Genomic DNA, 22,368 nt, shown 5'->3' with positions numbered 1-22,368 from the left:
GCAGTTGCCAGAATATATACGGCATCAGTATCTCGAAGCGATGGGGATACAAGTCTGGCAATCACGGCAAGATCATGACTTGCCGTCTGATCAAAAAGAGGTGGCTTCAGAGGTATCGCAAGATATTGAAGCCCCTCTTGATTGGCAAGCACTGCGACCTGAAGTTGGCTCTTGTACCGCTTGTGGTCTATCTGAAACACGTACGCAAGCCGTTTTTGGTGTTGGAAATCAAAAGGCTGATTGGTTGGTGGTTGGGGAAGCACCAGGTGCTGATGAAGATCGCCAGGGTGAACCTTTTGTTGGGCGAGCTGGGCAGCTGCTTAATGCCATGCTGCTTGCTATTGGGCTGCCTCGAGATCAGGTTTACATTGCGAATATCCTCAAATGTCGTCCACCACGAAATCGTGACCCTACTCCTGAAGAAGTGACATCATGTGAGGGCTACTTAAAACAACAGATATTACTCATTCAGCCAAAAATAATTTTAGCGGTTGGGCGTGTTGCTGCCCAGAACTTGTTGAAAACGGATACACCGATAGGGAAAATGCGTGGTCAAAACTATACTTATGGTGAGAGTGATATTCCTGTCGTTGTGACGTATCACCCTGCCTATTTATTACGTTCGCCCAGAGAGAAGCGCAAAGCCTGGATTGACCTTCAGCGAGCCCAATCCATATTTTATGGCTAATTTTTAATATGGAGCTATGTTTGGAGCCAGAATTTAGAAATATGACGGATGCAGATCTAATCTCTGTTTGTGCTATTGAAGAATCTGAATTTGAGTTTCCATGGAGTGAAAATATTTTCAAAAGTTGTTTGGGTGATGGCTATTATGCTTGCGTTATGGTCGAGCATGAAGTGATTATTGCTTATGGTGTGATCTCCTGCGTTGCTGACGAAGCCCAGATTTTAAATCTTTGTGTCAAGTTTAAAATGCAGCGACAAGGGGTAGGGCGATCCATGTTAATGCGTTTGTTGCTGTATGCATGTCGTGTTAAAGTTAAAGCCGCTTTTCTTGAAGTTCGTCGTTCTAATAAAAGAGCGATTGAATTTTACAGTCGTATTGGTTTTAGTGAGGTGGGTCTGCGCAAAGGTTATTATCCAGCTCATGAAAACCGTGAAGATGCTGTTGTTATGGCGTTTGAGTTAAAAGGATCACTTCCTTAAATCTAAAGGGAGAATGAACAGTTGTGAGGCTCCAGGTATGGCGCGCAAACGTAAAATAAATTACTCCATTGAGCCAAAACTACAGGCATCAATTGATTATCTATTGCAAACACAGGGTACATATTCTCCTGTCGAGCTTTTACTTCATGAAGGCTTTCTGAAGTACGAAAATTACGAAGCTTGGCGTTATGGAAAAAAAGCATCTCTTGAGCAGGTTGTTGATGGTGCGATTGATGCGCTTCGAGAACGTTTAAATCAAGCCGCACTTTGGTTGCAGCATTTAGGAATGCAAGCTGAAGTGCATTCCTATCGTCGATGGGGAGTTAAAGGCGAGGGTTTGTTGTTCTTTTGTGAAAGAAACAGTGATGAAATTTCTGCTCTCTACCAGACACATTTCACGCGTTTAAAAAGCGGTGTCCCACAGTTAGACCTTTTTTTAGATGATCGCACTTCGATTATTGCTGAAGCGCTATGTCACTCCTTGCTTGATCGGCGTATATCAGAGACAAAAAAAATATTAAATGATCTGTTGCTCTGTGAGCCGAATCACCACTTTATCAAGCCTGGAAAGTTATTTTGCGATGCGATGAAATCTCTCGAGTGTGGGCAGTATGGCAGGCGTGTTGAGCAGGATGTGATGGTTCTGGAGCGTTATATTATGCCGTTTGTTCATGAGCTTGCTGGAGGGAAGGCGCGAGATATTATTGCTCCACTTTGGCATGTTTTGAGTGATGCTTTATCTGGGCGTTCCTTTGATATTGAGACTCCTAAATTGCATTGCTCCTGGGTATTGAGTGAATTGCTGGATTGGCCTGGAGTGCGTGAATCTGTTCTTGCTGTTCCAGATTGGAAGAGTCAGCCTATATTGTGTACTCGACTGGCAAAAGCACTTTATCAAATGAGTGAGCGGCTTGAGGCTCTTGGTTTGTGGTGTCAATTATGCTGGGGCTTTCCTGATTTTGCAGAACAGGTGATGAGTGACCCTGTGTTGCCTGACCCTGCGGTGCGTTTGGCATGGTTAGAGTGGCGGGATATTCGAGTTAAGCCTGCTTTAAATGTTTATCACTTTCCTGCTTGGTTGCTACTTAATGAGCCTGAATTGGCTCAAACCCTTACCATTGAAGGTGATTGTTCGCAAGAGGGTGTCGTACCTTTTAATCTGGTTCGACAGCTTTTATTAGCTAATATAGAAAAAAAGAGGATTAGCCAGTTGTTGGCTTCACAAAGTGAGGCATTAAAAACAGCACATCTCGGTTTGCATTTATTGTATGATGAGTGTTTTAGCGGAGTATAGATTCAGCTTTCAGGAGTGAACGAAATAGTTACGGTTTGTTTGCATTTCTGATTCGATAAATATAGTATGCGCGGTTATGTCTGAGCAGTTGCCTGTATATATAGATCCTCTGCGTTTTTCTCATCGGGGTCAGTCAGTGAGTGGGTCTGTTTCATTGCAAGGAATGGAGCGGCTCTCAAGCTATCTGTATGATGATGATGGTGAGGTTGAAGTTGCATTAGAATTTGGGGTTAATCCTCAAAGAATTCATTACATGTCGGTGGCTTTAAAAGCACATATGCATGTAGTATGTCAGCGTTGCTTGCAATCAATGGACTTGCTGGTTTCTCATGAATCGTTGGCTGGATTAGTTAAATCAGAAGCGGCGATTGAGCGCTTGAGCAGTGAGTATGAGCCTTTTGTTGTTGAGCCAGAGCCCGTACTGCTGAAGGCGCTTGTTGAAGATGAACTAATATTGGCCATGCCTGTCGCATCAATGCATTCATTGGAAGAGTGTGGAAGTGACTTGCCGGAGGCGAATCTAAAAAATGAGCCTGAGTTGAGTCCATTTGCTATTTTAGCGCAGTTGAAAGGCCAATGAAGTTATAAAAGATTACGTATTGATAATCGCGGCCATAAGGCCGCATTTTTTATGAAACAAAAGAAAGTGAGAGCTTAGTAATGGCTGTACAAAAGAGTAAAGGAACCCCTTCCAGACGTGGTATGCGTCGGTCTCATGATAGTTTGAAATTTGCGACTCTATCTGTTGACCCGACATCAGGTGAAACACATTTGCGTCATCATGTCTCATCGGATGGTTACTATAAAGGCCGTAAGGTCATCGCTGATAAAGTCGAAGTAGAAACCGAAGAAGAGTAATTTTTGTTGAGTTACACAATTGCACTTGATGCAATGGGTGGGGATCATGGCGTGCATGTCGTGGTTCCCGCTGCACTGCGTATGCTCGCTGTTGACTCTGCGCTTAAGTTAGTTCTGGTGGGCAGTGACTCACTCATTTCTGAAGAGCTACGTAAAAACAGTGCGGATACTAATGAACGTTTGCTGATTCAGAATGCAACCCAAACGGTTGAAATGGATGAGTCCCCGGCTCAGGCTTTGCGCGGCAAAAAAGATTCTTCAATGCGCGTGGCTATTAACCTTGTTAAACAAGGTGAAGCTGATGCGTGTGTGAGTGCGGGTAATACCGGCGCATTAATGGCAACGGCTCGCTTTGTATTAAAAACACTGCCTGGAATTGATCGGCCCGCTCTGATTAGTACGGTGCCTGCAATGAAGGGGCATACACATATTCTGGATTTAGGCGCTAATGTTGACGTGAGTGCTGAGCACCTTTTTCAGTTTGCTGTGATGGGTTCTGTTCTGACCCGTGCAGTTGATAATATTGACTCTCCGACGGTTGGTTTACTCAATATCGGTGAAGAAGAGATGAAAGGGAGTGAGTACATCAAGGATGCCGCACGGTTGCTATCTTCCAGTGAGATCAATTATGTTGGCTTTGTAGAGGGAGATGATATTTATAAAGGCACTGTTGATGTTGTTGTTTGTGATGGTTTTATTGGTAATGTTGCACTCAAATCCAGTGAGGGCGTTGCGAAGATGATCAGCAGTGCGCTCAAAGAGGAATTCAGTCGTAATTGGTTGACTAAGTTTGCTGCATTAGTGGCGATGCCGGTTCTTAAAGCATTTCGCAACAAGTTTGATCCTCGCAGGCATAATGGTGCCAGTATGGTCGGTTTGAAAGGTATTGTGGTTAAAAGTCACGGCGGCGCCGATATTTTTGCTTTTGAAAATGCCATTAAAGAGGCTATTCTTGAGGTCAAAAAAGATGTGCCCAAGCGTATTGATGCCGAGTTGCATTCTCTATTATTAGAAAAGAGATCTGTAGTGTGAAGTATTCTCGCATTAAAGGCACTGGCAGTTACTTACCAGAAAAAGTATTAACCAATGCTGATCTGGAAAAAATGATTGATACCACTGATCAATGGATTCGTGATCGAACAGGTATTGAACGTCGCCATATTGTTGGTGAAGGTGAGACAACCTGTGATCTTGCCGAAATGGCATCACGCCGTGCCATTGATGCTGCAGGTGTGAACGTAGAAGATATTGATCTTGTTATCATTGCAACAACAACCCCTGACCGTGTTTTTCCAAGCACTGCTTGCTTGCTGCAAGAGCGCCTCGGTATTCGAAAGGGCGCTGCTTTTGATATTCAGGCAGTCTGCACAGGTTTTGTCTATGCTCTGGATATTGCTGATAAGTTTATTCGAACTGGAAGTGCTAAAACGGCTTTAGTCGTCGGTGCTGATGCGCTATCACGCATTCTGGATTGGAGTGATCGCACCACCTGTGTGTTATTTGGTGATGGTGCAGGTGCAGTTGTGTTGAGTGGTAGTGACGAGCCCGGAATTCTTTCGTCGCACCTTCATGCCGATGGTCGCTACAAAGATCTACTAACCGTTCCTGCGGGCATCTCTCAAGGTTATGATCAGGTTCAAAGTCAAAGTGCCTTTATTCATATGAATGGGCGTGAAGTTTTCAAAAAAGCGGTCAATACACTCGGTCAGTTGGTGGATGAAACGCTGGAAGCCAATCAGATGGAAAAAAGTGATATTGACTGGTTGATTCCCCATCAAGCAAATATTCGTATTATTACTGCGACAGCTAAAAAACTTAAAATGCCTATGGAGCGTGTGGTGGTGACTGTGCAGGAGCATGGCAATACATCTGCGGCATCAATTCCTCTGGCACTTGATGTGGCTGTACGCGATGGCCGTGTTAAACGTGGAGAAACCTTATTGCTGGAAGCGTTTGGTGGTGGTTTCACATGGGGTTCGGCACTCGTTAAGTATTAGGTGGTCACTATTCAAATGAAAAGTAAACTCGCTTTTGTTTTTCCAGGTCAAGGCTCTCAGTCGATAGGTATGCTCGCTGATCTATCAGAGCATCATTCACTTGTTCGTGAAACTTTTAATCTCTCTTCAGATGTTCTCGGCTATGATTTGTGGTCTTTAGTGCAAAATGGCTCTGATACCGAGCTTAACCAAACAGATAAAACACAACCCGCCATGCTAACTGCTGGCGTGGCAGTTTGGCGTGTATGGCAAACTCAAAGTGACATACGGCCTGATGTGATGGCAGGGCATAGCTTGGGAGAGTATACGGCACTGGTCTGTGCTGGAGCGTTGTCTCTGGAGTTAGCTGTTTCATTGGTTGCGGAGCGTGGGCGCTTTATGCAGGCTGCTGTGGCTACCGGTGAAGGTGCGATGGCGGCAATACTCGGACTGGCTGATGAGAAGGTGATTGAATTATGCCAAAGTGCGGCAGAAAATGAAGTTGTCGAAGCCGTTAATTTTAACTCACCCGGTCAAGTGGTGGTTGCTGGAAATGCGGCGGCTGTTTCTCGCGCAATTCATTTAGCAATCAATGCAGGGGCAAAGCGTGCATTGCTACTGCCGGTGAGTGTGCCATCTCATTGCCAATTGATGAAGCCAGCCGCTGAAAATCTTTCAGAGCGTCTGCAAGCCGTTGAATTTAAAACCCCACAATTTCCAGTTGTTAATAATGTTGATGCAAAAGTTAACTATAAGCCTGATTTAATTAAAGAATCTTTGATTAAACAGCTTCATAGCCCCGTACGCTGGACGCAGGTTGTGAACGAAATGAGTGCCATTGGTGTAGAAGCTTTGGTAGAATGCGGTCCAGGTAAAGTTTTAGCAGGTTTGACTAAACGCATCGATAGAAAGATAATTGCGCTGCCTGTATATGATGATTCAACGCTTTCAAAGGCGTTGGAAAAATTAGGAAAGTAATAAATGGTTCTGGATAAAGAAGTTGCACTGGTCACGGGTGCAAGCCGCGGAATTGGTCGTGCGATTGCATTGGAGCTTGCTGGGCAAGGGGCGACTGTTGTAGGCAGCGCAACATCGACTGCTGGCGCAGAAAAAATTACCCAATACTTTAAAGAGAATGGTTTTAACGGTTTGGGTGTGGTGCTTGATGTGAATCAAAGTGACTCCATTAGTGCCGCACTGAAAATAGTGACAGATTCATTTGGATCGCCTTCTATTCTGGTTAATAATGCAGGTATTACGCGTGATAACCTGATGATGCGGATGAAAAATGATGAGTGGGATGACATTATCAGCACCAACCTGAGTTCAGCATTTCACCTGATTAAATCTTGCTTGCGCCCTATGATGAAAGCGCGTAGCGGGCGTATTATTAGTATTACCTCTGTTGTTGCTGCAATGGGGAATGCAGGACAAACAAATTATGCTGCTGCTAAAGCGGGGCTGGTCGGTCTTAGCAAATCATTGGCACGAGAGGTGGGCTCTCGTGGGATTACGGTTAATTGTATTGCACCCGGTTTTATTGATACGGACATGACGAAGGTGTTGCCCGATGCGCAAAAAGACGCATTGTTAGCGAATGTACCTGTGGGTCGCCTGGGGCGGCCTGAAGAAATTGCCGCTGCGGTTGCTTTTTTGGCATCGCCAGCCGCAGCCTATATCACAGGTGAAACATTGCATATCAACGGTGGTATGCATATGGGGTAAACTGCAATATTGCAGTTATTTTTTGTTTTTCTTTTATCTTGAATTTGTTTTCAATAAAATAGTTTTTGTAGTGTAAATAACTACGTAGTTATATTCTGGGAGGAATGATTCGTTATGAGTTCTATTGAAGAGCGTGTTAGAAAAATTGTTATTGAGCAGTTGGGTGTTAAAGAAGAGGAAGTGACAACTGAAGCCTCTTTTGTTGATGATTTAGGTGCAGATTCTTTGGATACTGTTGAGCTGGTGATGGCTCTGGAAGAGGAGTTTGAATGTGAAATTCCTGATGATGAAGCAGAGAAAATCTCTAATATTACACAGGCGGTTAATTTTATTAATGCCCATCAGGCGTAAATAAAATTGCTAAAAGCGGCGACATTCTTTTTCTTTTAAGAGAGAATGTCGTCGCTTTTTGTTGTCTGCAATTTTTATAACTCAAGTTTCGGAGTTCATTGCCCCCTCTCCCCTCGGGAGAAGGGACAGTCTAATCTAGACTTTTTATCATTTGAACTCCAAAACTTGAGTTATAATAGAAACTGTATAAATTTAAAAGGTTTGTCTTGTGAGCAATAAGAGACGTGTCGTTGTTACTGGATTAGGTATGGTGAGTCCTGTTGGCTTGACTGTATCTCAGTCATGGGAAAATATTCTGGCAGGAAAAAGTGGTATTGCACCGCTGGAGCTGTTTGATGTTTCTGATTTTTCAGTACGCTTTGGTGGCTCTGTTAAAGGTTTTGATGCTAAAGCATATATTCCTGCAAAAGACCTCAAAAAAATGGATACGTTTATCCATTACGGCATTGCAGCAGGTAAACAAGCGATTGAAGATTCTGGGCTGGAAGTCACAGAAGATAATGCTCATCGCATCGGAGTTGCGATTGGTTCAGGTATTGGTGGTCTGCCAGGCATTGAAAAGGGTAAAGAAGCTCTAATAAAAGGCGGTCCTCGCAAGATTTCACCATTTTTTGTACCCAGTAATATTATTAATATGATCTCGGGCAATTTGTCTGTGATGTACGGCATGAAAGGGCCGAATTATGCCATCGTGACCGCGTGTACAACAGGCACTCACTGTATAGGCAGTGCTGCGCGTATGATTCAATATAATGATGCGGATGTGATGGTTGCCGGTGGTGCAGAGATGACCACTTCACCCTGTGGTTTAGGTGGTTTTGCCGCCGCTCGTGCGCTCTCGACACGTAATGATGATCCGACCGCTGCAAGCCGCCCTTGGGATAGAGACCGCGATGGCTTTGTACTGAGTGATGGCGCGGGTGCTCTGGTGCTGGAAGAGTACGAATACGCTAAAAAGCGTGGCGCAACGATTTATGCTGAAATTGTTGGGTTTGGCATGAGTGGCGATGCGTATCACATGACACTGCCGCCGAGTGAAGGCCAAGGTGCGCAGCAGTGTATGGAAGTCGCCCTGAATGACGCAGGAATGAATGCCGATCAGATTGACTATATTAATGCCCACGGTACATCGACACCGGCAGGTGATCAAGCGGAAACCGCTGCAATTAAAGGTACGCTAGGTCATCATGCGAAAGATGTTGCAGTGAGTTCAACCAAATCCATGACAGGCCACTTGCTGGGCGCTGCTGGAGGTGTTGAAGCTGTGTTTTCTATATTGTCGATACGTGATCAAGTTGCACCACCAACGATTAATCTGGATAACCCAAGCCCTGAATGTGATCTCGATTATGTACCTCATACAGCCCGTGAGATGAAAGTTGACGTAGCAATGTCAAACTCATTTGGTTTCGGTGGAACTAATGGTACGGTTATTTTCCGTAAAATTTAACCTCATAAATTATACAAGTGACCGCGCCTTTTATAGTACATCCATTAGACGTTGATCTAGACCTGCTTGATTTACATGAAACAGACCCGACGCGTTACCCTTTTTTTTTAGAAAGTGTTGCGTCGGGAACGCCCCAATCTCGTTACGATATTCTTTTTGCTTTTCCTGGAAAGCAGCTTCAGTTAAATTCAAATGATGAAGATGACTTTTTATCAGAACTGGATCAATGCTGGAATGCTACTGCCAAAAAAAACTTTATAGCTAATAAAGAAACTTTGCCTTTCAGAGGAGGATGGTTTGTCTATTTGGGTTATGAATTCGCCGGACAAATTGAGCCCACTTTATCGCTTCCAGAATTTAAACCCCCATTTCCAGTAGCTTTTGCAACACGCATCCCTGCGGCAGTGATTCGGGATCATAAAACGAACCAAATATTATTAATTACAGAATCAGAGCAGAAATCACTTCTGGGTATGATGCTGGATGATGTGAATCGTTGTATTGCACGTAAAAAACTGAAAAAAATGCAACAAAAAAAATGGGTGCATACTTTAATTGAAGAAGATGCACAGCGTTATATTGACGGCATAAGTAAGATTAAACGCTACATCATTGACGGTGATATTTTTCAAGTGAATCTATCGCGTCTCTGGCGTGTTGATTTTAAAAAATCCCCTTTGCCCGTTGACCTGTACCGACGGTTGCGTGAGACTAATCCTGCTCCTTTTGCGGCATTGATTACTCACGAGCAAGGTTCCATTATCAGCTCATCACCAGAGCGTCTAGTTGAAGTGCTTGGTGATCAGGTCAATACGCGACCTATTGCAGGAACGCGGCCACGCGGAGAGTCAAAATCAGAAGATCAGGAATTACTTAAAATATTGATCGAACACCCCAAAGAACGTGCCGAACATGTGATGCTGATTGATCTGGAGCGCAATGATTTGGGGCGAATTTGTGTGCCTGGAAGCATTCATGTCGATGAATTGATGGGGCTAGAATCCTATGCACATGTTCATCATATTGTTTCCAGCTTGAGTGGAGTCAAGCAAAAAGGTACAACGCCGGGTGAAGTGATTCGTGCGCTGTTCCCCGGAGGCACGATCACGGGTTGCCCTAAAGTACGCTGCATGGAAATTATTGCCGAGTTGGAAGAGACGGGGCGTGGGCCTTATACAGGTTCTGTAGGTTATTTGAATCATAATGGTGATATGGATTTTAATATTCTGATTCGTACGCTATTTTTACAAGATAAAAAGCTACAACTCAGAGCGGGCGGTGGAATTGTGGCTGATTCTGATCCAATGCTCGAATTGAATGAATCCCGTGCCAAAGCGCGTGGTTTGGTTATGGCACTTACTCAGTAGCTATAGTAAAATCGACCAATTTTTCAGGTAAAACTCAATGCTCGAAATTAATCTCATTAATACTCGAATCAAAGATATGCAAGGGCGTGCGGATATCCTTAGGGGGTATCTTTGACTTTGATGTCAAACAGGAACGTTTAGAAGAGGTTGCTCGCGAGCTGGAGGGGTCTGAGGTCTGGAATAATCCTGAGCAGGCGCAAGCACTTGGAAAAGAGCGCGCCCAATTGGAACGAATTGTTGAAGTCATCAATGAATTGAACGGCACCTTGGGTGATGCGGCAGAGTTGTTGTTAATGGCGGCCGAGGAAGATGATCAGGATGGGGTGGATGAAGTTGTTTCTGATTTGGATCGACTGGAAACACGACTGGCCGACCTGGAATTTCGCCGAATGTTTTCAGGCGAAATGGATGAAAACAGTGCCTTTTTAGATATTCAATCAGGCTCAGGTGGCACAGAAGCTCAGGACTGGGCAAATATGCTGCTTCGCATGTATCTGCGCTGGGGTGAGCGCCGTGGCTTTAAAACTGATTTGGTCGAAGTGTCGAGTGGTGACGTGGCGGGCATCAAAAGTGCTACGATTCAGTTTCAGGGCGAATACGCTTATGGTTGGTTACGTACAGAAACAGGTGTTCATCGGTTGGTGCGAAAGTCCCCTTTTGATTCAGGAAGCCGTCGTCACACCTCTTTTGCATCGGTTTTTGTGTCACCTGAAGTGGACGATAGTATAGAGATTGATATCAATCCAGCAGATTTGCGCATTGATACGTATCGTTCAAGTGGCGCAGGTGGGCAGCATGTGAATACGACGGATTCGGCGGTACGTATCACCCATGTGCCGACGAATACCGTGGTGCAGTGTCAAAATGAGCGCTCTCAGCACAAAAATAAAGCATCCGCCATGAAACAGCTTAAAGCCAAGCTGTATGAGTTAGAGATGCAGCAGCGCAATGCTGAACAGAAAGATTTGGAAGAGAGTAAGTCGGATATTGGCTGGGGAAGCCAGATACGCTCTTATGTTTTAGATCAATCCCGCATAAAAGATCTGCGCACCAGCGTTGAGACTGGTAATACACAAGCAGTGCTGGATGGTGATCTTGATCAATTTATGGTAGCCAGTTTGAAAGCAGGAGTATAAAAATGAGTGATGAAAAACAGCTCTCTGAACATGACCAGGTGGCTCAACGGCGTGCAAAATTAGCGGCGATACGCGAAGAGGGCAATGCGTTTCCAAATGACTTCAGGCGAAATGTAATTGCTGGTGAGTTGCAGGCCGAGTATGGTGAAAAAGATAAAGAAGAGATCGAATCACTTGGAATTCGTGTCAAAGTTGCAGGTCGGATGATGACGCGGCGCGTGATGGGCAAAGCCAGCTTTGCTCATTTACAAGACATGTCGGGTCGCATTCAAATTTTTGTGCAGCGAGACAAAATATCACCAGAGGCTTACCAAGTCTTTAAAAAATGGGACATCGGTGATATTTTAGGTGTGGAAGGGGTTCTATTTAAAACCAAAGTGGGTGAATTATCCATTAAAGTAGACTCCATTCGCCTGCTGACGAAAGCACTGCGCCCACTGCCTGAAAAATTTCATGGTTTGTCTGACCAGGAAACACGCTATCGTCAGCGCTATCTTGATCTGATTATGAGTGAAACCACGCGTGATACGTTTCGTAAACGTACGGCGATTATTAACTATATTCGCAAGTTTCTTGAGGAGCGTGACTTTCTTGAAGTCGAAACTCCCATGATGCATGCCATTCCTGGTGGAGCGACGGCACGCCCGTTTACTACGTTTCATAATGCCTTGGATATGGATCTGTTTTTGCGTATTGCGCCTGAGCTTTATCTGAAACGTTTGGTTGTCGGTGGTTTTGAGCGCGTTTTTGAAATTAACCGGAATTTTCGCAATGAAGGCCTTTCAACGCGCCACAACCCTGAATTTACGATGGTTGAGTTTTACCAGGCTTATGCAGACTATCATGACCTGATGGATCTTACTGAGGCGATGTTACGTGGTATCGCTGAAAATGTATTAGGGACGACAACGGTGACCTACCAGGGCGATGAATATGACTTTGGCAGCCCATTTGAACGGATGACAATCAAAGAATCAATTTTACATTATAACTCGGAGCTTAACCTCGACAATATTTCAACGATTGAAAGTGCGCGAAAAGTGGCTGAATCGTTAAAAATTTCTCTGAAACCCAGTTATGGTTTAGGCAAAATCCAGATTGAAATTTTTGAAAAAACAGTCGAACATCGTTTGAAAAATCCTACATTTATTACAGAGTACCCTGTAGAAGTCTCTCCTCTTGCTCGGCGTAATGATGATGATCCCTTTGTGACGGATCGTTTTGAATTTTTTGTGGGCGGGCGTGAAATTGCCAATGGCTTTTCAGAGTTGAATGATTCTGAAGATCAAGCGGAACGCTTTCGCCATCAAGTGGCAGAAAAAGATTCAGGAGATGATGAAGCGATGCACTTTGATGAAGATTATATTAGAGCATTAGAGCATGGTATGCCGCCAACGGCAGGTGAAGGCATTGGGATTGATCGTTTGGTGATGCTGTTTACGGATATGCCGTCGATTAAAGATGTGCTGTTATTTCCTCATATGCGGCAGGAAAACAGGACTTAAGGAGCCTGCTCGATAGATTTGTTTACGAGGATATGCAGGCTTACATGGCGGTTGCGCTGTTTTCCATTACGAGTCCAGTATTCGTCAATGGGGCGCATCTCGCCATAACCCGTTTCAGAAAGCAGTTTTTTAGGCACCCCTTTCTCTAATAGATATTTTTTAACCGAATTTGCACGATGGTCTGAGAGCCGGTCATTGTAACTGTTGCTGCCCGACTGGTCTGTATTCCCTTCAATAAACAGTCGTTTAACTCCTTTTGTCGTTGAAATAAATGTTACAATTTCATCAAGAGATTCTTTTGCAGGATGACTTAGTTTTGACTGGTCAAAATCAAATAATACAGGTGTGAGTGTGATAAATTCAAAACGCGTTGTTATCGCTTGAATTTTGGTATGTGAATTTTTTTGATGTGTGTGTGGCTGAGTTTCAGCTCTTATATTTGGGACGATTGGAGCAGACTGATCGACGATATTTTGCTCTACAGGCTGTATTGTATATTCGGTGATAATCAGTGCGGATAGCAGTAAAAAGGCAAAGATCATTTTGAGTCCTTGATGGATAATTTTTTAATTGAATAGATTATCGGTCAATTAATCGAGGTAGATAAATTATGGCGATATATGCTATTGGTGATGTGCAGGGCTGTTTTGATGAATTGCTAGTATTACTGGATAAAATTAGTTTCAACCCAGAGCAGGATCAGTTGTGGTTTGCTGGGGATTTAGTCAATCGTGGGCCAAAATCAGTAGAAGTATTACGCTTTGTTAAAAATTTAGGTGACCGAGCCGTGGCTGTGCTTGGGAATCATGATTTTCACCTATTGGCTGTTGCACATGGTTGCGGTAGAAAGTTGAGGAAAGATACTTTGCAACAGGTGCTTGATGCGCCTGATGGTGATGAGCTTATTTCGTGGTTACGTCATCAACCTTTATTACATCATGATGAAACAGTTGCTTATACAATGGTGCACGCGGGTTTGCCTCCTCAATGGAATTTATCTGAAGCACGTCAATATGCCGGCGAAGTTGGAACGTTGATGCGTAGTGATGAGTATGGAGATTTTCTTGAGGTGATGTATAGCAATTCACCTGATATTTGGAGTGATGATTTGGCGGGATTAGATCGCATTCGTTTTATTGTGAACTGCTTTAGTCGCTTGCGTTATTGTGATCAAGTGGGTCGGTTAGCCTTAGAGTATAAAGATGCGCCCGGCTCTCAGCCTAGCGGTGTGGTTCCATGGTTTGACGTAAGTGATCGGCGCAGTGCTGGTGAGTCGATCGTATTTGGACATTGGTCTACGTTGGGTATTGGCTTAAGAAAGAATAGCTGGTCACTAGACAGTGGCTGTCTTTGGGGCGGAAAATTAACAGCACTCAAACTGGGTGAAAAGCCGCAATGGTTTCAGGTGGCATGTGATGGAGTGTGCTTGCCAAAGTGAAATTATAAAAGGGCGAATATTGGCTCGCCCTTAGGAATGGTCACGAAATAGCTTATGGCGTAGGTTTAATTGCTTGCTTGCATTGAAAGTAACACCAGTATAAAAGCACTGATGACTCCAATAGCAAACCATTTGAACTTCACTGGAAGCTTCGGTGTTTCTTGTTTTTCTTCTGTCATTTTTGATTCTCCTTAAGGTTTAAATTTAATCACGGTTTATATTTAGTAGTTTCTTTGTTGCCCATAATATCATGGCAAAATATAAAAGCGCTAACCCCGAAAGTAAAGCCGCGATTACAGCAAAAATATCCGGTGCTTTCATCAGTGTGGTCATTAATGACTCTTGATAATAAAAAAACCATTGGTGGTTTTGTGGAAAAATTACCGTGTGTAACTGATAAAAAACATCTCTAGCACCATAAACTATGATTGAAACAGCTATTATTGCAACGATGCCTAGTGTGATAAATAGTGTATAGCCAATATATTGGAGTGGGCTCTTTGTGACCCAGAACAGCGCTATGATTATGAGCAGCATCACTATTGCCCAATACTCCGATGTTCTTAATGTGTCCAGCAGATTAGCGACATCCTGAAGATGAACGACTTCAGGTTCACGTAATAGCTTATCAATCACATTCCCTTCACTGTCATGATATGTGATTTCGGACAGATTTTGCCCCTTATTGTTGATTGCGTCAACGATTTGTCCAAAAAGAACGATGTGTTGCTCGCGATCAGTGGTTTCAAAGCCAGTTTTGTAATGATTTTGTGGTGCGAACTCTTCGATAAAGGGTTCAAAGTCCAGCGCATCGTATATTTGTGGATAGAAAAAGTGAGTGGCGCTGAGTGTTTGCCATGCTAAAAATAGCCCCACCCACAATGATAAAAAAACAATAAATATTTGCCCAAGTAGTGGCAGTGACCTTATTTTATAAAATATGGTTTTATGTGACATGACTTTATGCGGCATGAGTTTGATTGCGACGTGGCCATAATGGCGCGAGAAAAAAGAACAGTGCAGCCACCATGACCACGGCTGGGCCTGCTGGAAGATCCCATTGCAGAGATGCAAATAGCCCACTGCCAACAGCCAGGCAGCCGATGAGCGCAGCTAATAATGCCATCTGCTCCGGTGTTTTGGCAAAGCCGCGTGCGGTGGCTGCTGGAATGATGAGGAGCGATGTGACCAATAAAATTCCGACAACCTTCATGGACAGAGCGATGATCAGAGCGACTAACAGCATAAAAATCAGCTTGACCGTAGTGACCGGAACGCCTTCGACACGGGCAAGCTCTTCATGAACGGTCAGTGCTAATAAAGGTCGCCATATTATGATGAGCGACACGAGGGCAAACAGGCCACCGCCATAGATCCAGTAGAGATCGGATACGGAAACCGCCAAAATATCACCGAACAGATAACCCATTAAATCGACCTGTACTGATTGTATCAATGCCAGTGAGACTAAACCGAGTGAGAGTGCGCTGTGAGAAAGAATGCCCAATAACGTGTCACTGGCCAGTCGTCTTTGATGTTGTAGTACGACGAGTAACACGGCCAGCAGTACACAGACGAAAACAATGGACAGGTTAATATTGATTTCCATAAATAAGCCCAGAGCAACACCGAGTAGCGCTGAGTGAGCTAAGGTATCACCAAAATAGGCCATACGCCGCCAGACGATAAACGCACCGAGCGGCCCCGTGACCAATGCCGTTCCAACCCCAGCGAGCAACGCTCGAAGCATGAAATCATCCATCTGTTTTTTCCTGTACTTTTCCAGCTAAATCATGGCTGTGATCATGGTGGTGGGTATACAGAGCAATGCTGGGATGCCTATTAAAAAGCTCAAGATAGCGTGGATCATGGCTGACCGCTTCGGGGTGGCCAGAGCAGCAGATATGGCGATTCAAGCAGAGCACACGATTGGTGGTCGCCATCACAAAGTGCAAATCATGTGACACCATAAGAATACCACAACGATGATTTTCCCGAATTGAACTGATTAACTCATAAAGCTCTGCTTGACCGGTCACATCAACGCCTTGAGCGGGCTCATCTAAAATTAATAGTTCTGGGTTGCGTAACAGAGCGCGAGCCAGCATAACGCGCTGTGTTTCACCGCCGGAAATATTCTGGATTGGACTATTGAGCAATTTTTGAGCGCCAACCTCAGAGAGTGCGCTGCTCAGTTGAGTCTTGGAGTATCGTCCTCCCAGCTTCAGAAAACGTTGTACTGTGAGCGGCAGGGTATCATCTACGCTAAACTTCTGCGGAACATAGCCAATGCGAGTTTTAGGTTTGATATAAATCGACCCTGTCGTGGCTTTTGTTAACCCTAAAATCAGACGAACTAATGATGATTTTCCTGCACCATTTGGGCCGATCAGTGCAACGGTCTCACCTGTGTTGAGGTTAAGGTTGATATTTTCCAGAATTATATTGTCCTGAACTTTGAGCGACACTCCTTTGACTTCAATCAGTGAGGCGGGCAGTGTATTATCGTTCGACTTTTTGATCATACTTTGCTGTATAACATATTTGGAAATAAAAATGCGTCGGTGTTTTTTAGTTTTTACTCTATTTGTTTTGTCGATGGCATTAACGAAAACGCAGGCGGCCTCGAAAACCTCACCTAAAGTTGTTGTGAGCATTGCGCCAATTCATTCGTTAGTCATGGGCGTGATGGAAGGTGTAGGTGAGCCACTGTTATTAATACAAAGCACAGCATCCCCTCACCACTTTTCACTGCGGCCCTCTCATATGAAAATGCTTCACTCGGCTCAGTTAGTGGTACGCATTGGTAAGGATTTTGAGCAATTTTTGAACCGGCCTCTAAGCAATCTTGGTAAAAGCAGACGTTTGCTCAATATTGTTGATCTGCCCGATCTTGAGCTGCTGCCTTATCGTGATGATGATCATGCTGGGCATCACCATACTCAATCAATAGATCCACATGTCTGGCTTGACCCTGATAATGCTCAAGTGATTGTTAAAGCCATTGTCATACTGCTTGGCGGAATTGATGGTGTGAATAAAATTGTTTATCAAAACAATGGTCAACGTATGTTGCAGGCTTTGCAAACCTTGGATGAACGTTTAACCATCACCTTGAGTGATATCAACAAAAAACCTTATTTGGTGCTGCATGATGCTTATTACTACTTTGAAAATCATTATCAATTGAATCAGGTGGGTGCCGTGGTCGTTAATCCAGAGCGCCGCCCTGGTGCGCGTCGATTGAGTGAAATCAGAAAAAAAGCAGCTCAGGAGAGGGTCAGCTGTATTTTTGGTGAACCACAAATGGCTGCAAAATATTTAGAAGGTATAGCACAGGATTCGGGCTTGAAATTAGGAATGCTTGATCCTCTCGGCGTTGGGCTGAAAGAAGATCAAACACTCTATTTCCAAATGATGAATCACTTGGCTGAATCTTTAGTGGAGTGTTTATCGCCGTAAATTATAAGCCATCCAAAGGGCTAACAACTCCGCGCCCACCTTTGTTTAATACGTGAGTGTATATCATCGTGGTTGAAACATCGGCATGGCCAAGCAGTTCTTGTACGGTGCGTATGTCATAACCTGATTCCAGTAAATGTGTCGCAAAACTATGGCGCAAGGCATGGCAATTGACTCGTTTTATTAATTCGGCCTTATCGGATGCCTTTTTGATTGATTTTTGCAGACCATTTTCATGGATATGGTGGCGGCGTACTTTATTTGAACGAGGGTCAACAGAGAGTTGACCGCTTGGGAAAACGTATTGCCACTTCCACTCTTTAGCCGCATTTGGGTATTTTAGCGAGAGCGCATTAGGCAGGTATGCTTCACCCAAATTATTTTCTAAATCTTCTTGGTGACGGGTTTTTGTCGTGACAAGCCTCTCTTTTAATGACTCCATTAAACTGGTTGGCAGCGGCACCACTCGGTCTTTGAGGCCTTTTCCATTGCGAATGATAATTTGCTGATATTCAAAATCAACATCTTGAACACGCAGACGAACACACTCCATAAGTCGCATTCCTGTGCCATAGAGTAGTGATGCCATCAGACTGTGAATGCCGGTAAGGTTTTTGAGCAGTTGGGAAACCTCAGATTTCGTTAGTACGGTGGGTAATCTTTTAGGCTTTTTTGCACGAGAAAAATTATCCAATTCGCCCAAGGGCTTATCGAGTATATTTTTATAAAAAAAGCTTAAAGCGTTAAGCGCTTGATTTTGAGTGCTGGCTGCGACGTTTCTTTTGACTGCCAAATATTCTAAATAGCGAGTGATGTCAGTGGCTTCAAGATTTTTAGGCGGACGATTACCAGAGAAACTAATAAACTTTACAGTCCACAGTTCGTAAGCTTGTTCAGTTCGGATCGAATAGTTGCGTCGGCGAATTTCAGATTTTAATGCGGTGATGAGTTTGTGGTGGTCTTCTCGTACCTGATCCAGTGTGGTGGTTGATTTAGGCGCGCGCGGAGTGTCGTGATGTTGTTTTACCTCTTTAAGGTAAGCGTGGTGGGTGACTGGTTTTTTGAGAGCGTCCCAGTCAGTTTCTTTAAAGCATATCGGGTTTACAAGATAGAAAAGTGCTTTTAGTGCCGTGACAGTTTGGTTTACCTGGCCATTATTCAAGGCTCCTTTTCTGTCTAGTTCTGAAAAGTATGATGTGATGTCACTGGGAGCATGATTGGCCAGTTTTTTATCTGGAAATGCTTTGATATATCGCTCAGCCCAAATGACATGGAAGCGGATGGTGTGGTCTTTAACTCTTTTTTTAACAAGAAGTTGAATGTATTTATCCCAAAATTTTTCAATGGGATCTTTGAGTGTGGTTGTGGTTTGCTCTATACGTTGCATTCTGTTACTTTCAGTTGGTTTTAATTGAACGATTCATGCTCTAATTAGGGATTATACACAGAATCTATGTGTGTTGAGGTAGAGGGATTATGTGTGGTTCGAATAGGGCGGTTTCTGTATAGTTAAAAGTTATGTGTCTAAGGCAATGTTCGTCATGCACCCATTCCTGAAACTTAGCACCGAGTCAATTATCATTTATTCGCCATTGATTTAACTGATCTAATGCTCTTGACTTTCATTGTGAACCAGTGTTTACTGTTGGATGTTGGTTCATCCTGCCCTGACGAGATGTTAGAGGCCTTGACCGGATGGCCTTTACATACAAATTAGGTACTAAGTTATGAGTAAAACACTCTCCGCACGTTCGTCTGCACCTTTCCATTTCCCATACTACAGTTTCAGAAACATTAGCAGCCCTGAAGATTTAGATAATGGGCGCCGTATTTATGTAGGCCAAGCACCAATCTCATCAATTTTAGATCTGCCTACAGATGAGAATGTTCGAGATTATTTATTAGACGCTGAAGGAAAGAATCGGCGTGTTCCTACACAGGTGCATAGAGCTATCCGGGACACACTAGAAAACGACCCAGATAGCTTTTCCGTGTTAAATGGTGGCACAGTCCTAGTTGCCCGCACTTGCGAAGTCAATGATAAGCAAAAAATCGTGTTACTCAATAAAGCGAGCATAATTAACGGCTCTCAGACTCAAGGAGTAATTCGAGACTTTTTAGAGCAACTGAACGAACAATCAAGAGATGAATTCCTGAAGCGGAATATTAAATATGAACTGATCGTAACTAATAATGAAGGGCTGATCGCAGACGTTTCAATCGCAAGAAACTTCCAAAATGATGTAATGACAATATCAATTGCTGGTCGGCTAGGCCAGCTAGACGAGTTGGAAGCAAGTTTCAGTGCCAAGACTCCAGGTGCAAAGCTTAAAAAATCTGAAACAAAATTATCTAATGATTATGTTAAAACAGAAAGGCTTATACAAGTTATCACCGCATTAATACCAAAAGAACTTTGGGTAAAATCAGGCGACTTCAATAAAGTCTATGCCTATAATATGAAGACTAAGTGTCTAAAAGAATTCCAAGAAATTTACAAACGAGCAAAAGATAGCGAGCATTCTGAGCACGAAAAATATTCTGATCTTTATCAGTTTTACTTAGATATATCTGCCGAAGCTTGGAAGTATTACCAAAAATGGAAAACGCATTCTGGGTTTGAAGGAAGCAGAATACGAAGCATAGAAAGAGATGGACGGACTATTCGTGAGGTTCCAGACGGCATAATTTTTCCTATTTTGGCTTCCCTATCAGCCTTTGCAAAGAAGGAAGATACTGGGTGGACGATTAAAAGTCCAGATTCTTTCAGTGATGAAGAGCTAATACGCGCAGCTAAGTCGGTATACCAAGATATTGCCAATTCAACCCCCGGCATTATGGGCAAAAGCAAGGCATGTTATTCTGCTTTGTATCAGATTACTGAAATATATCAGAGATTGTCAGAGAACAATTAGTTCGCATCAGTGGGGAGAGGGCAGTAACCTCTCCCTTCAAACTGCTCGCTACATACCAAAGGTAAAATTGTCATCTCCTTGCACAAAACTGTTATTCAATCTGTTCTGAGTTACCATACCCATGGTTCGATGTAATCAACACATAACAAAAGCAATTAACGTCGACAATTTTAAGCGTGGTTTGTTTGTGCTATTCGCAAGCTCATTGTCGCACAAACAAACCACGCTTAAAATTGCGAGTTATTGCTGACGTTAGCTGCCAGAAAATTTAGTGCGCAGCACTGAATTGAGATGATGAGAAATGAAAAGGTTCATCCTTCTTTTTATGGGAGAAATAACGAAGCTTTTGTGCCGAGCTGAAAGTTTATAAATCGAAGTTGATCCATAGTTATCAGCAAGTATTAGATTATTTTTGTTCGGTAGTCGTGCGTAAATTTAGAGAGAAAATCTGCCATCAGTCATTTGGCCAAAAAATACACATCATCGTTGTAAAAACAGAGGTGATTTCAATAAGAAATATTTGAAGGAGAAAGAGTCGTAAAAAATAAAAAGTAGTTGGCTATTTTTTGTTCATAGTCAATCCATAGCTTGGAGCGAAATCGGAAAGGTTACATAATTTGCCGAGCAATGAAGGTCGCATAAAGAGCAGCAAAAATAGTTACACTTTTGTTCGGTCAGGTCAAAAAGCTGTGTAACCAGTGCTCAATATTATTTCATTCTAAAAGCTGTTAAAGAGTCATAAACCACATCAAAAAAATCACCTTGGCTTGAAAAGTCATGTTTTTGAAACAGAGTCTTTACTGAGAGTGGTTGAAGGCGTATCTTGTATGGGGGTTGAGGTTCAAATAAAAGAACCTATGAATTTTCATGTTGTTAAAAGTTTAGGTTGTTATTATGCGGCTGCAAGTTGGTCACTTCGTAATGGGCATTATAAGTGGAGTTTGTCAGCTAACAATTAGCTTCATTGGACCGCCCGCAGCGTCATTTTTTTGTGTATGTCGCAAGCTCCATATTACACAAAAAAAAGCCACTTCGGGCGGCCAATGAGCATGGCGTTATACAAAAATAGATATTGGAATCATTATCGTATGTTATAGTCAAAAACAAGTGTGACTCATGGATAGATTTATTATTGTGTATCGCAATATAAGAAACTAATGTCAGGATGTGTTTGCTCCCTGACAATCCTTTACGCAGTATACTTAGTATGACTAGGTTACAGTGTTACTATCGCATAAGAGTATCCATGGGTCACACATCTATTCAGGGAATGGTTTTAATTGTCACAACTAGAGAAATTAAAAAAAGCAACCAGCCTTAGTGATCTTGCAATTATTCTTGGCTACAAACCAAAATCTGTCTCCTTCATCATTTATAAGACCCCAGAAGACAAAAAATATATTGAATTCGAAATCCCCAAGAAGAGCGGAAAAATTCGAAAAATAAAAGCTCCAATTGATCAATTGAAGCACCTACAAAGGCGGTTTAAAGTGGCCCCCATAGTCAAGACAGAGACTCAAAAAAATAAGATATAACCCTTATTTTACTATTGAAATAATTTTATTATGGATCAACGAATGCTCGGTGGATGTGTTCTTGGGGGTGTTGCCCACAGAGCTTTCCACCACCAAGTAATCTCTTATTTCTTCCTCCTCTTTGTTTACGTTGCTCTCTGTTAAACCTTGTTTTACTCCGTATATTTCTGCAGGTGTTGCATCTCCAAA

At 43.2% G+C, this 22,368-nt stretch carries 24 protein-coding genes; 18 read left to right on the top strand and 6 right to left on the bottom strand.

Annotation, left to right across the window (positions count from 1 at the left end; all coding sequences use genetic code 11):
- The first annotated feature begins 40 nt into the window (after positions 1 to 40).
- The 14 genes from L3J70_09570 to lysS all read left to right on the top strand — a co-directional run bounded on the left by L3J70_09570 (position 41) and on the right by lysS (position 12,829).
- Positions 41 to 688, top strand: a complete 648-nt coding sequence (locus L3J70_09570; GenBank protein MCF6236600.1) for a uracil-DNA glycosylase — start codon at positions 41 to 43, stop codon at positions 686 to 688.
- 20 nt (positions 689 to 708) lie between these two features.
- Positions 709 to 1,167, top strand: a complete 459-nt coding sequence (gene rimI / locus L3J70_09565; protein MCF6236599.1) for a ribosomal protein S18-alanine N-acetyltransferase — start codon at positions 709 to 711, stop codon at positions 1,165 to 1,167.
- A gap of 13 nt (positions 1,168 to 1,180) precedes the next feature.
- Positions 1,181 to 2,461 carry a hypothetical protein gene (locus L3J70_09560; GenBank protein MCF6236598.1) on the top strand — a complete coding sequence of 427 codons (1,281 nt, stop codon included), beginning with the start codon at positions 1,181 to 1,183 and terminating at the stop codon, positions 2,459 to 2,461.
- Positions 2,462 to 2,537: 76 nt separating this feature from the next.
- On the top strand, positions 2,538 to 3,041 hold the full coding sequence (locus L3J70_09555; protein ID MCF6236597.1) for a YceD family protein: 504 nt from the start codon (positions 2,538 to 2,540) through the stop codon (positions 3,039 to 3,041).
- Positions 3,042 to 3,121: 80 nt separating this feature from the next.
- A complete protein-coding gene (gene rpmF, locus L3J70_09550) occupies positions 3,122 to 3,319 on the top strand; it encodes a 50S ribosomal protein L32 (GenBank protein ID MCF6236596.1) in 198 nt (65 codons plus the stop codon).
- 6 nt (positions 3,320 to 3,325) lie between these two features.
- Positions 3,326 to 4,351, top strand: a complete 1,026-nt coding sequence (gene plsX / locus L3J70_09545) for a phosphate acyltransferase PlsX (GenBank protein ID MCF6236595.1) — start codon at positions 3,326 to 3,328, stop codon at positions 4,349 to 4,351.
- Complete coding sequence (locus L3J70_09540) at positions 4,348 to 5,316, top strand: ketoacyl-ACP synthase III (protein ID MCF6236594.1); 969 nt, start codon at positions 4,348 to 4,350, stop codon at positions 5,314 to 5,316. The genes plsX and L3J70_09540 overlap by 4 nt, the downstream gene beginning before the upstream one ends.
- 15 nt (positions 5,317 to 5,331) lie before the next feature.
- A complete protein-coding gene (fabD, locus tag L3J70_09535; GenBank protein MCF6236593.1) occupies positions 5,332 to 6,273 on the top strand; it encodes an ACP S-malonyltransferase in 942 nt (313 codons plus the stop codon).
- 3 nt (positions 6,274 to 6,276) lie between these two features.
- Positions 6,277 to 7,020, top strand: coding sequence for a 3-oxoacyl-ACP reductase FabG (gene fabG, locus L3J70_09530; GenBank protein ID MCF6236592.1), 744 nt, complete (start codon positions 6,277 to 6,279; stop codon positions 7,018 to 7,020).
- Positions 7,021 to 7,134: 114 nt separating this feature from the next.
- Entirely contained in the window at positions 7,135 to 7,371 is a 237-nt protein-coding gene (acpP, locus tag L3J70_09525) for an acyl carrier protein (GenBank protein MCF6236591.1), read from the top strand.
- A 247-nt stretch (positions 7,372 to 7,618) separates the two neighbouring features.
- On the top strand, positions 7,619 to 8,821 hold the full coding sequence (gene fabF, locus L3J70_09520; GenBank protein MCF6236590.1) for a beta-ketoacyl-ACP synthase II: 1,203 nt from the start codon (positions 7,619 to 7,621) through the stop codon (positions 8,819 to 8,821).
- A 17-nt stretch (positions 8,822 to 8,838) separates the two neighbouring features.
- Positions 8,839 to 10,188: an aminodeoxychorismate synthase component I gene (locus tag L3J70_09515; GenBank protein ID MCF6236589.1), complete on the top strand. Its 1,350-nt coding sequence runs from the start codon at positions 8,839 to 8,841 to the stop codon at positions 10,186 to 10,188.
- 37 nt (positions 10,189 to 10,225) lie between these two features.
- Positions 10,226 to 11,324, top strand: a protein-coding gene (prfB, locus tag L3J70_09510) for a peptide chain release factor 2 (protein ID MCF6236588.1) whose coding sequence is annotated in 2 segments (ribosomal slippage) — positions 10,226 to 10,300 and positions 10,302 to 11,324 — 1,098 coding nt in all. Because the reading frame shifts where the segments join, the coding sequence is not laid out codon by codon here.
- Between the two features lie 2 nt (positions 11,325 to 11,326).
- Positions 11,327 to 12,829, top strand: coding sequence for a lysine--tRNA ligase (gene lysS, locus L3J70_09505; GenBank protein ID MCF6236587.1), 1,503 nt, complete (start codon positions 11,327 to 11,329; stop codon positions 12,827 to 12,829).
- Here lysS and L3J70_09500 read toward each other — a convergent pair.
- A complete protein-coding gene (locus L3J70_09500) occupies positions 12,826 to 13,371 on the bottom strand; it encodes an OmpA family protein (protein ID MCF6236586.1) in 546 nt (181 codons plus the stop codon). The genes lysS and L3J70_09500 overlap by 4 nt on opposite strands.
- A 68-nt stretch (positions 13,372 to 13,439) precedes the next feature.
- On the opposite strand from L3J70_09500, the gene L3J70_09495 reads away from it, so the two are divergent.
- Positions 13,440 to 14,267 carry a symmetrical bis(5'-nucleosyl)-tetraphosphatase gene (locus tag L3J70_09495; GenBank protein ID MCF6236585.1) on the top strand — a complete coding sequence of 276 codons (828 nt, stop codon included), beginning with the start codon at positions 13,440 to 13,442 and terminating at the stop codon, positions 14,265 to 14,267.
- A 204-nt stretch (positions 14,268 to 14,471) separates the two neighbouring features.
- On the opposite strand, the gene L3J70_09490 is transcribed toward L3J70_09495, so the two are convergent.
- From L3J70_09490 to znuC, 3 genes are read right to left on the bottom strand one after another with little or no spacing between them, the layout of a single operon-like run.
- Positions 14,472 to 15,224: a DUF1461 domain-containing protein gene (locus tag L3J70_09490; GenBank protein MCF6236584.1), complete on the bottom strand. Its 753-nt coding sequence runs from the start codon at positions 15,222 to 15,224 to the stop codon at positions 14,472 to 14,474.
- A gap of 4 nt (positions 15,225 to 15,228) precedes the next feature.
- Positions 15,229 to 16,029, bottom strand: coding sequence for a zinc ABC transporter permease subunit ZnuB (znuB, locus tag L3J70_09485; protein ID MCF6236583.1), 801 nt, complete (start codon positions 16,027 to 16,029; stop codon positions 15,229 to 15,231).
- Positions 16,022 to 16,765 carry a zinc ABC transporter ATP-binding protein ZnuC gene (gene znuC, locus L3J70_09480; protein MCF6236582.1) on the bottom strand — a complete coding sequence of 248 codons (744 nt, stop codon included), beginning with the start codon at positions 16,763 to 16,765 and terminating at the stop codon, positions 16,022 to 16,024. Before znuC ends, znuB begins: the two co-directional genes overlap by 8 nt.
- A 58-nt stretch (positions 16,766 to 16,823) precedes the next feature.
- Here znuC and L3J70_09475 point away from each other — a divergent pair, with 58 nt between their 5' ends.
- Complete coding sequence (locus L3J70_09475) at positions 16,824 to 17,729, top strand: zinc ABC transporter substrate-binding protein (protein MCF6236581.1); 906 nt, start codon at positions 16,824 to 16,826, stop codon at positions 17,727 to 17,729.
- 1 nt (position 17,730) lies between these two features.
- On the opposite strand, the gene L3J70_09470 is transcribed toward L3J70_09475, so the two are convergent.
- Complete coding sequence (locus L3J70_09470; protein MCF6236580.1) at positions 17,731 to 19,116, bottom strand: integron integrase; 1,386 nt, start codon at positions 19,114 to 19,116, stop codon at positions 17,731 to 17,733.
- Between the two features lie 340 nt (positions 19,117 to 19,456).
- Between L3J70_09470 and L3J70_09465 the strand changes: the two genes are divergently transcribed.
- Both L3J70_09465 and L3J70_09460 read left to right on the top strand, forming a co-directional pair.
- Positions 19,457 to 20,644 carry an AIPR family protein gene (locus L3J70_09465; protein MCF6236579.1) on the top strand — a complete coding sequence of 396 codons (1,188 nt, stop codon included), beginning with the start codon at positions 19,457 to 19,459 and terminating at the stop codon, positions 20,642 to 20,644.
- A gap of 1,280 nt (positions 20,645 to 21,924) precedes the next feature.
- Positions 21,925 to 22,179: a hypothetical protein gene (locus L3J70_09460; GenBank protein ID MCF6236578.1), complete on the top strand. Its 255-nt coding sequence runs from the start codon at positions 21,925 to 21,927 to the stop codon at positions 22,177 to 22,179.
- 3 nt (positions 22,180 to 22,182) lie between these two features.
- Here L3J70_09460 and L3J70_09455 read toward each other — a convergent pair.
- Positions 22,183 to 22,368: hypothetical protein (locus L3J70_09455; GenBank protein MCF6236577.1), on the bottom strand; the 186-nt coding region annotated here is incomplete at its 5' end.

It is taken from the genome of Gammaproteobacteria bacterium (assembly GCA_021648145.1).
In the GTDB taxonomy this organism is placed as follows: Bacteria; Pseudomonadota; Gammaproteobacteria; order JAADGQ01; family JAADGQ01; genus S141-38.
The sequence above is the reverse complement of the archived record's forward strand: the minus strand, read 5'-3'. Positions and strand labels throughout refer to the sequence as shown.

Excerpts from the sequence above, each read along its gene's own strand:
- L3J70_09465 (MCF6236579.1), top strand. The coding sequence starts at position 19,457 with ATGAGTAAAACACTCTCCGCACGTTCGTCTGCACCTTTCCATTTCCCA.
- L3J70_09470 (MCF6236580.1), bottom strand. The coding sequence starts at position 19,116 with ATGCAACGTATAGAGCAAACCACAACCACACTCAAAGATCCCATTGAA.
- L3J70_09570 (MCF6236600.1), top strand. The coding sequence starts at position 41 with ATGGGGATACAAGTCTGGCAATCACGGCAAGATCATGACTTGCCGTCT.
- fabF (MCF6236590.1), top strand. The coding sequence starts at position 7,619 with ATGGTGAGTCCTGTTGGCTTGACTGTATCTCAGTCATGGGAAAATATT.
- L3J70_09495 (MCF6236585.1), top strand. The coding sequence starts at position 13,440 with ATGGCGATATATGCTATTGGTGATGTGCAGGGCTGTTTTGATGAATTG.
- L3J70_09560 (MCF6236598.1), top strand. The coding sequence starts at position 1,181 with ATGAACAGTTGTGAGGCTCCAGGTATGGCGCGCAAACGTAAAATAAAT.
- znuB (MCF6236583.1), bottom strand. The coding sequence starts at position 16,029 with ATGGATGATTTCATGCTTCGAGCGTTGCTCGCTGGGGTTGGAACGGCA.
- acpP (MCF6236591.1), top strand. The coding sequence starts at position 7,135 with ATGAGTTCTATTGAAGAGCGTGTTAGAAAAATTGTTATTGAGCAGTTG.
- fabG (MCF6236592.1), top strand. The coding sequence starts at position 6,277 with ATGGTTCTGGATAAAGAAGTTGCACTGGTCACGGGTGCAAGCCGCGGA.
- L3J70_09500 (MCF6236586.1), bottom strand. The coding sequence starts at position 13,371 with ATGATCTTTGCCTTTTTACTGCTATCCGCACTGATTATCACCGAATAT.
- L3J70_09490 (MCF6236584.1), bottom strand. The coding sequence starts at position 15,224 with ATGTCACATAAAACCATATTTTATAAAATAAGGTCACTGCCACTACTT.
- lysS (MCF6236587.1), top strand. The coding sequence starts at position 11,327 with ATGAGTGATGAAAAACAGCTCTCTGAACATGACCAGGTGGCTCAACGG.
- rpmF (MCF6236596.1), top strand. The coding sequence starts at position 3,122 with ATGGCTGTACAAAAGAGTAAAGGAACCCCTTCCAGACGTGGTATGCGT.
- fabD (MCF6236593.1), top strand. The coding sequence starts at position 5,332 with ATGAAAAGTAAACTCGCTTTTGTTTTTCCAGGTCAAGGCTCTCAGTCG.
- L3J70_09475 (MCF6236581.1), top strand. The coding sequence starts at position 16,824 with ATGCGTCGGTGTTTTTTAGTTTTTACTCTATTTGTTTTGTCGATGGCA.
- L3J70_09555 (MCF6236597.1), top strand. The coding sequence starts at position 2,538 with ATGTCTGAGCAGTTGCCTGTATATATAGATCCTCTGCGTTTTTCTCAT.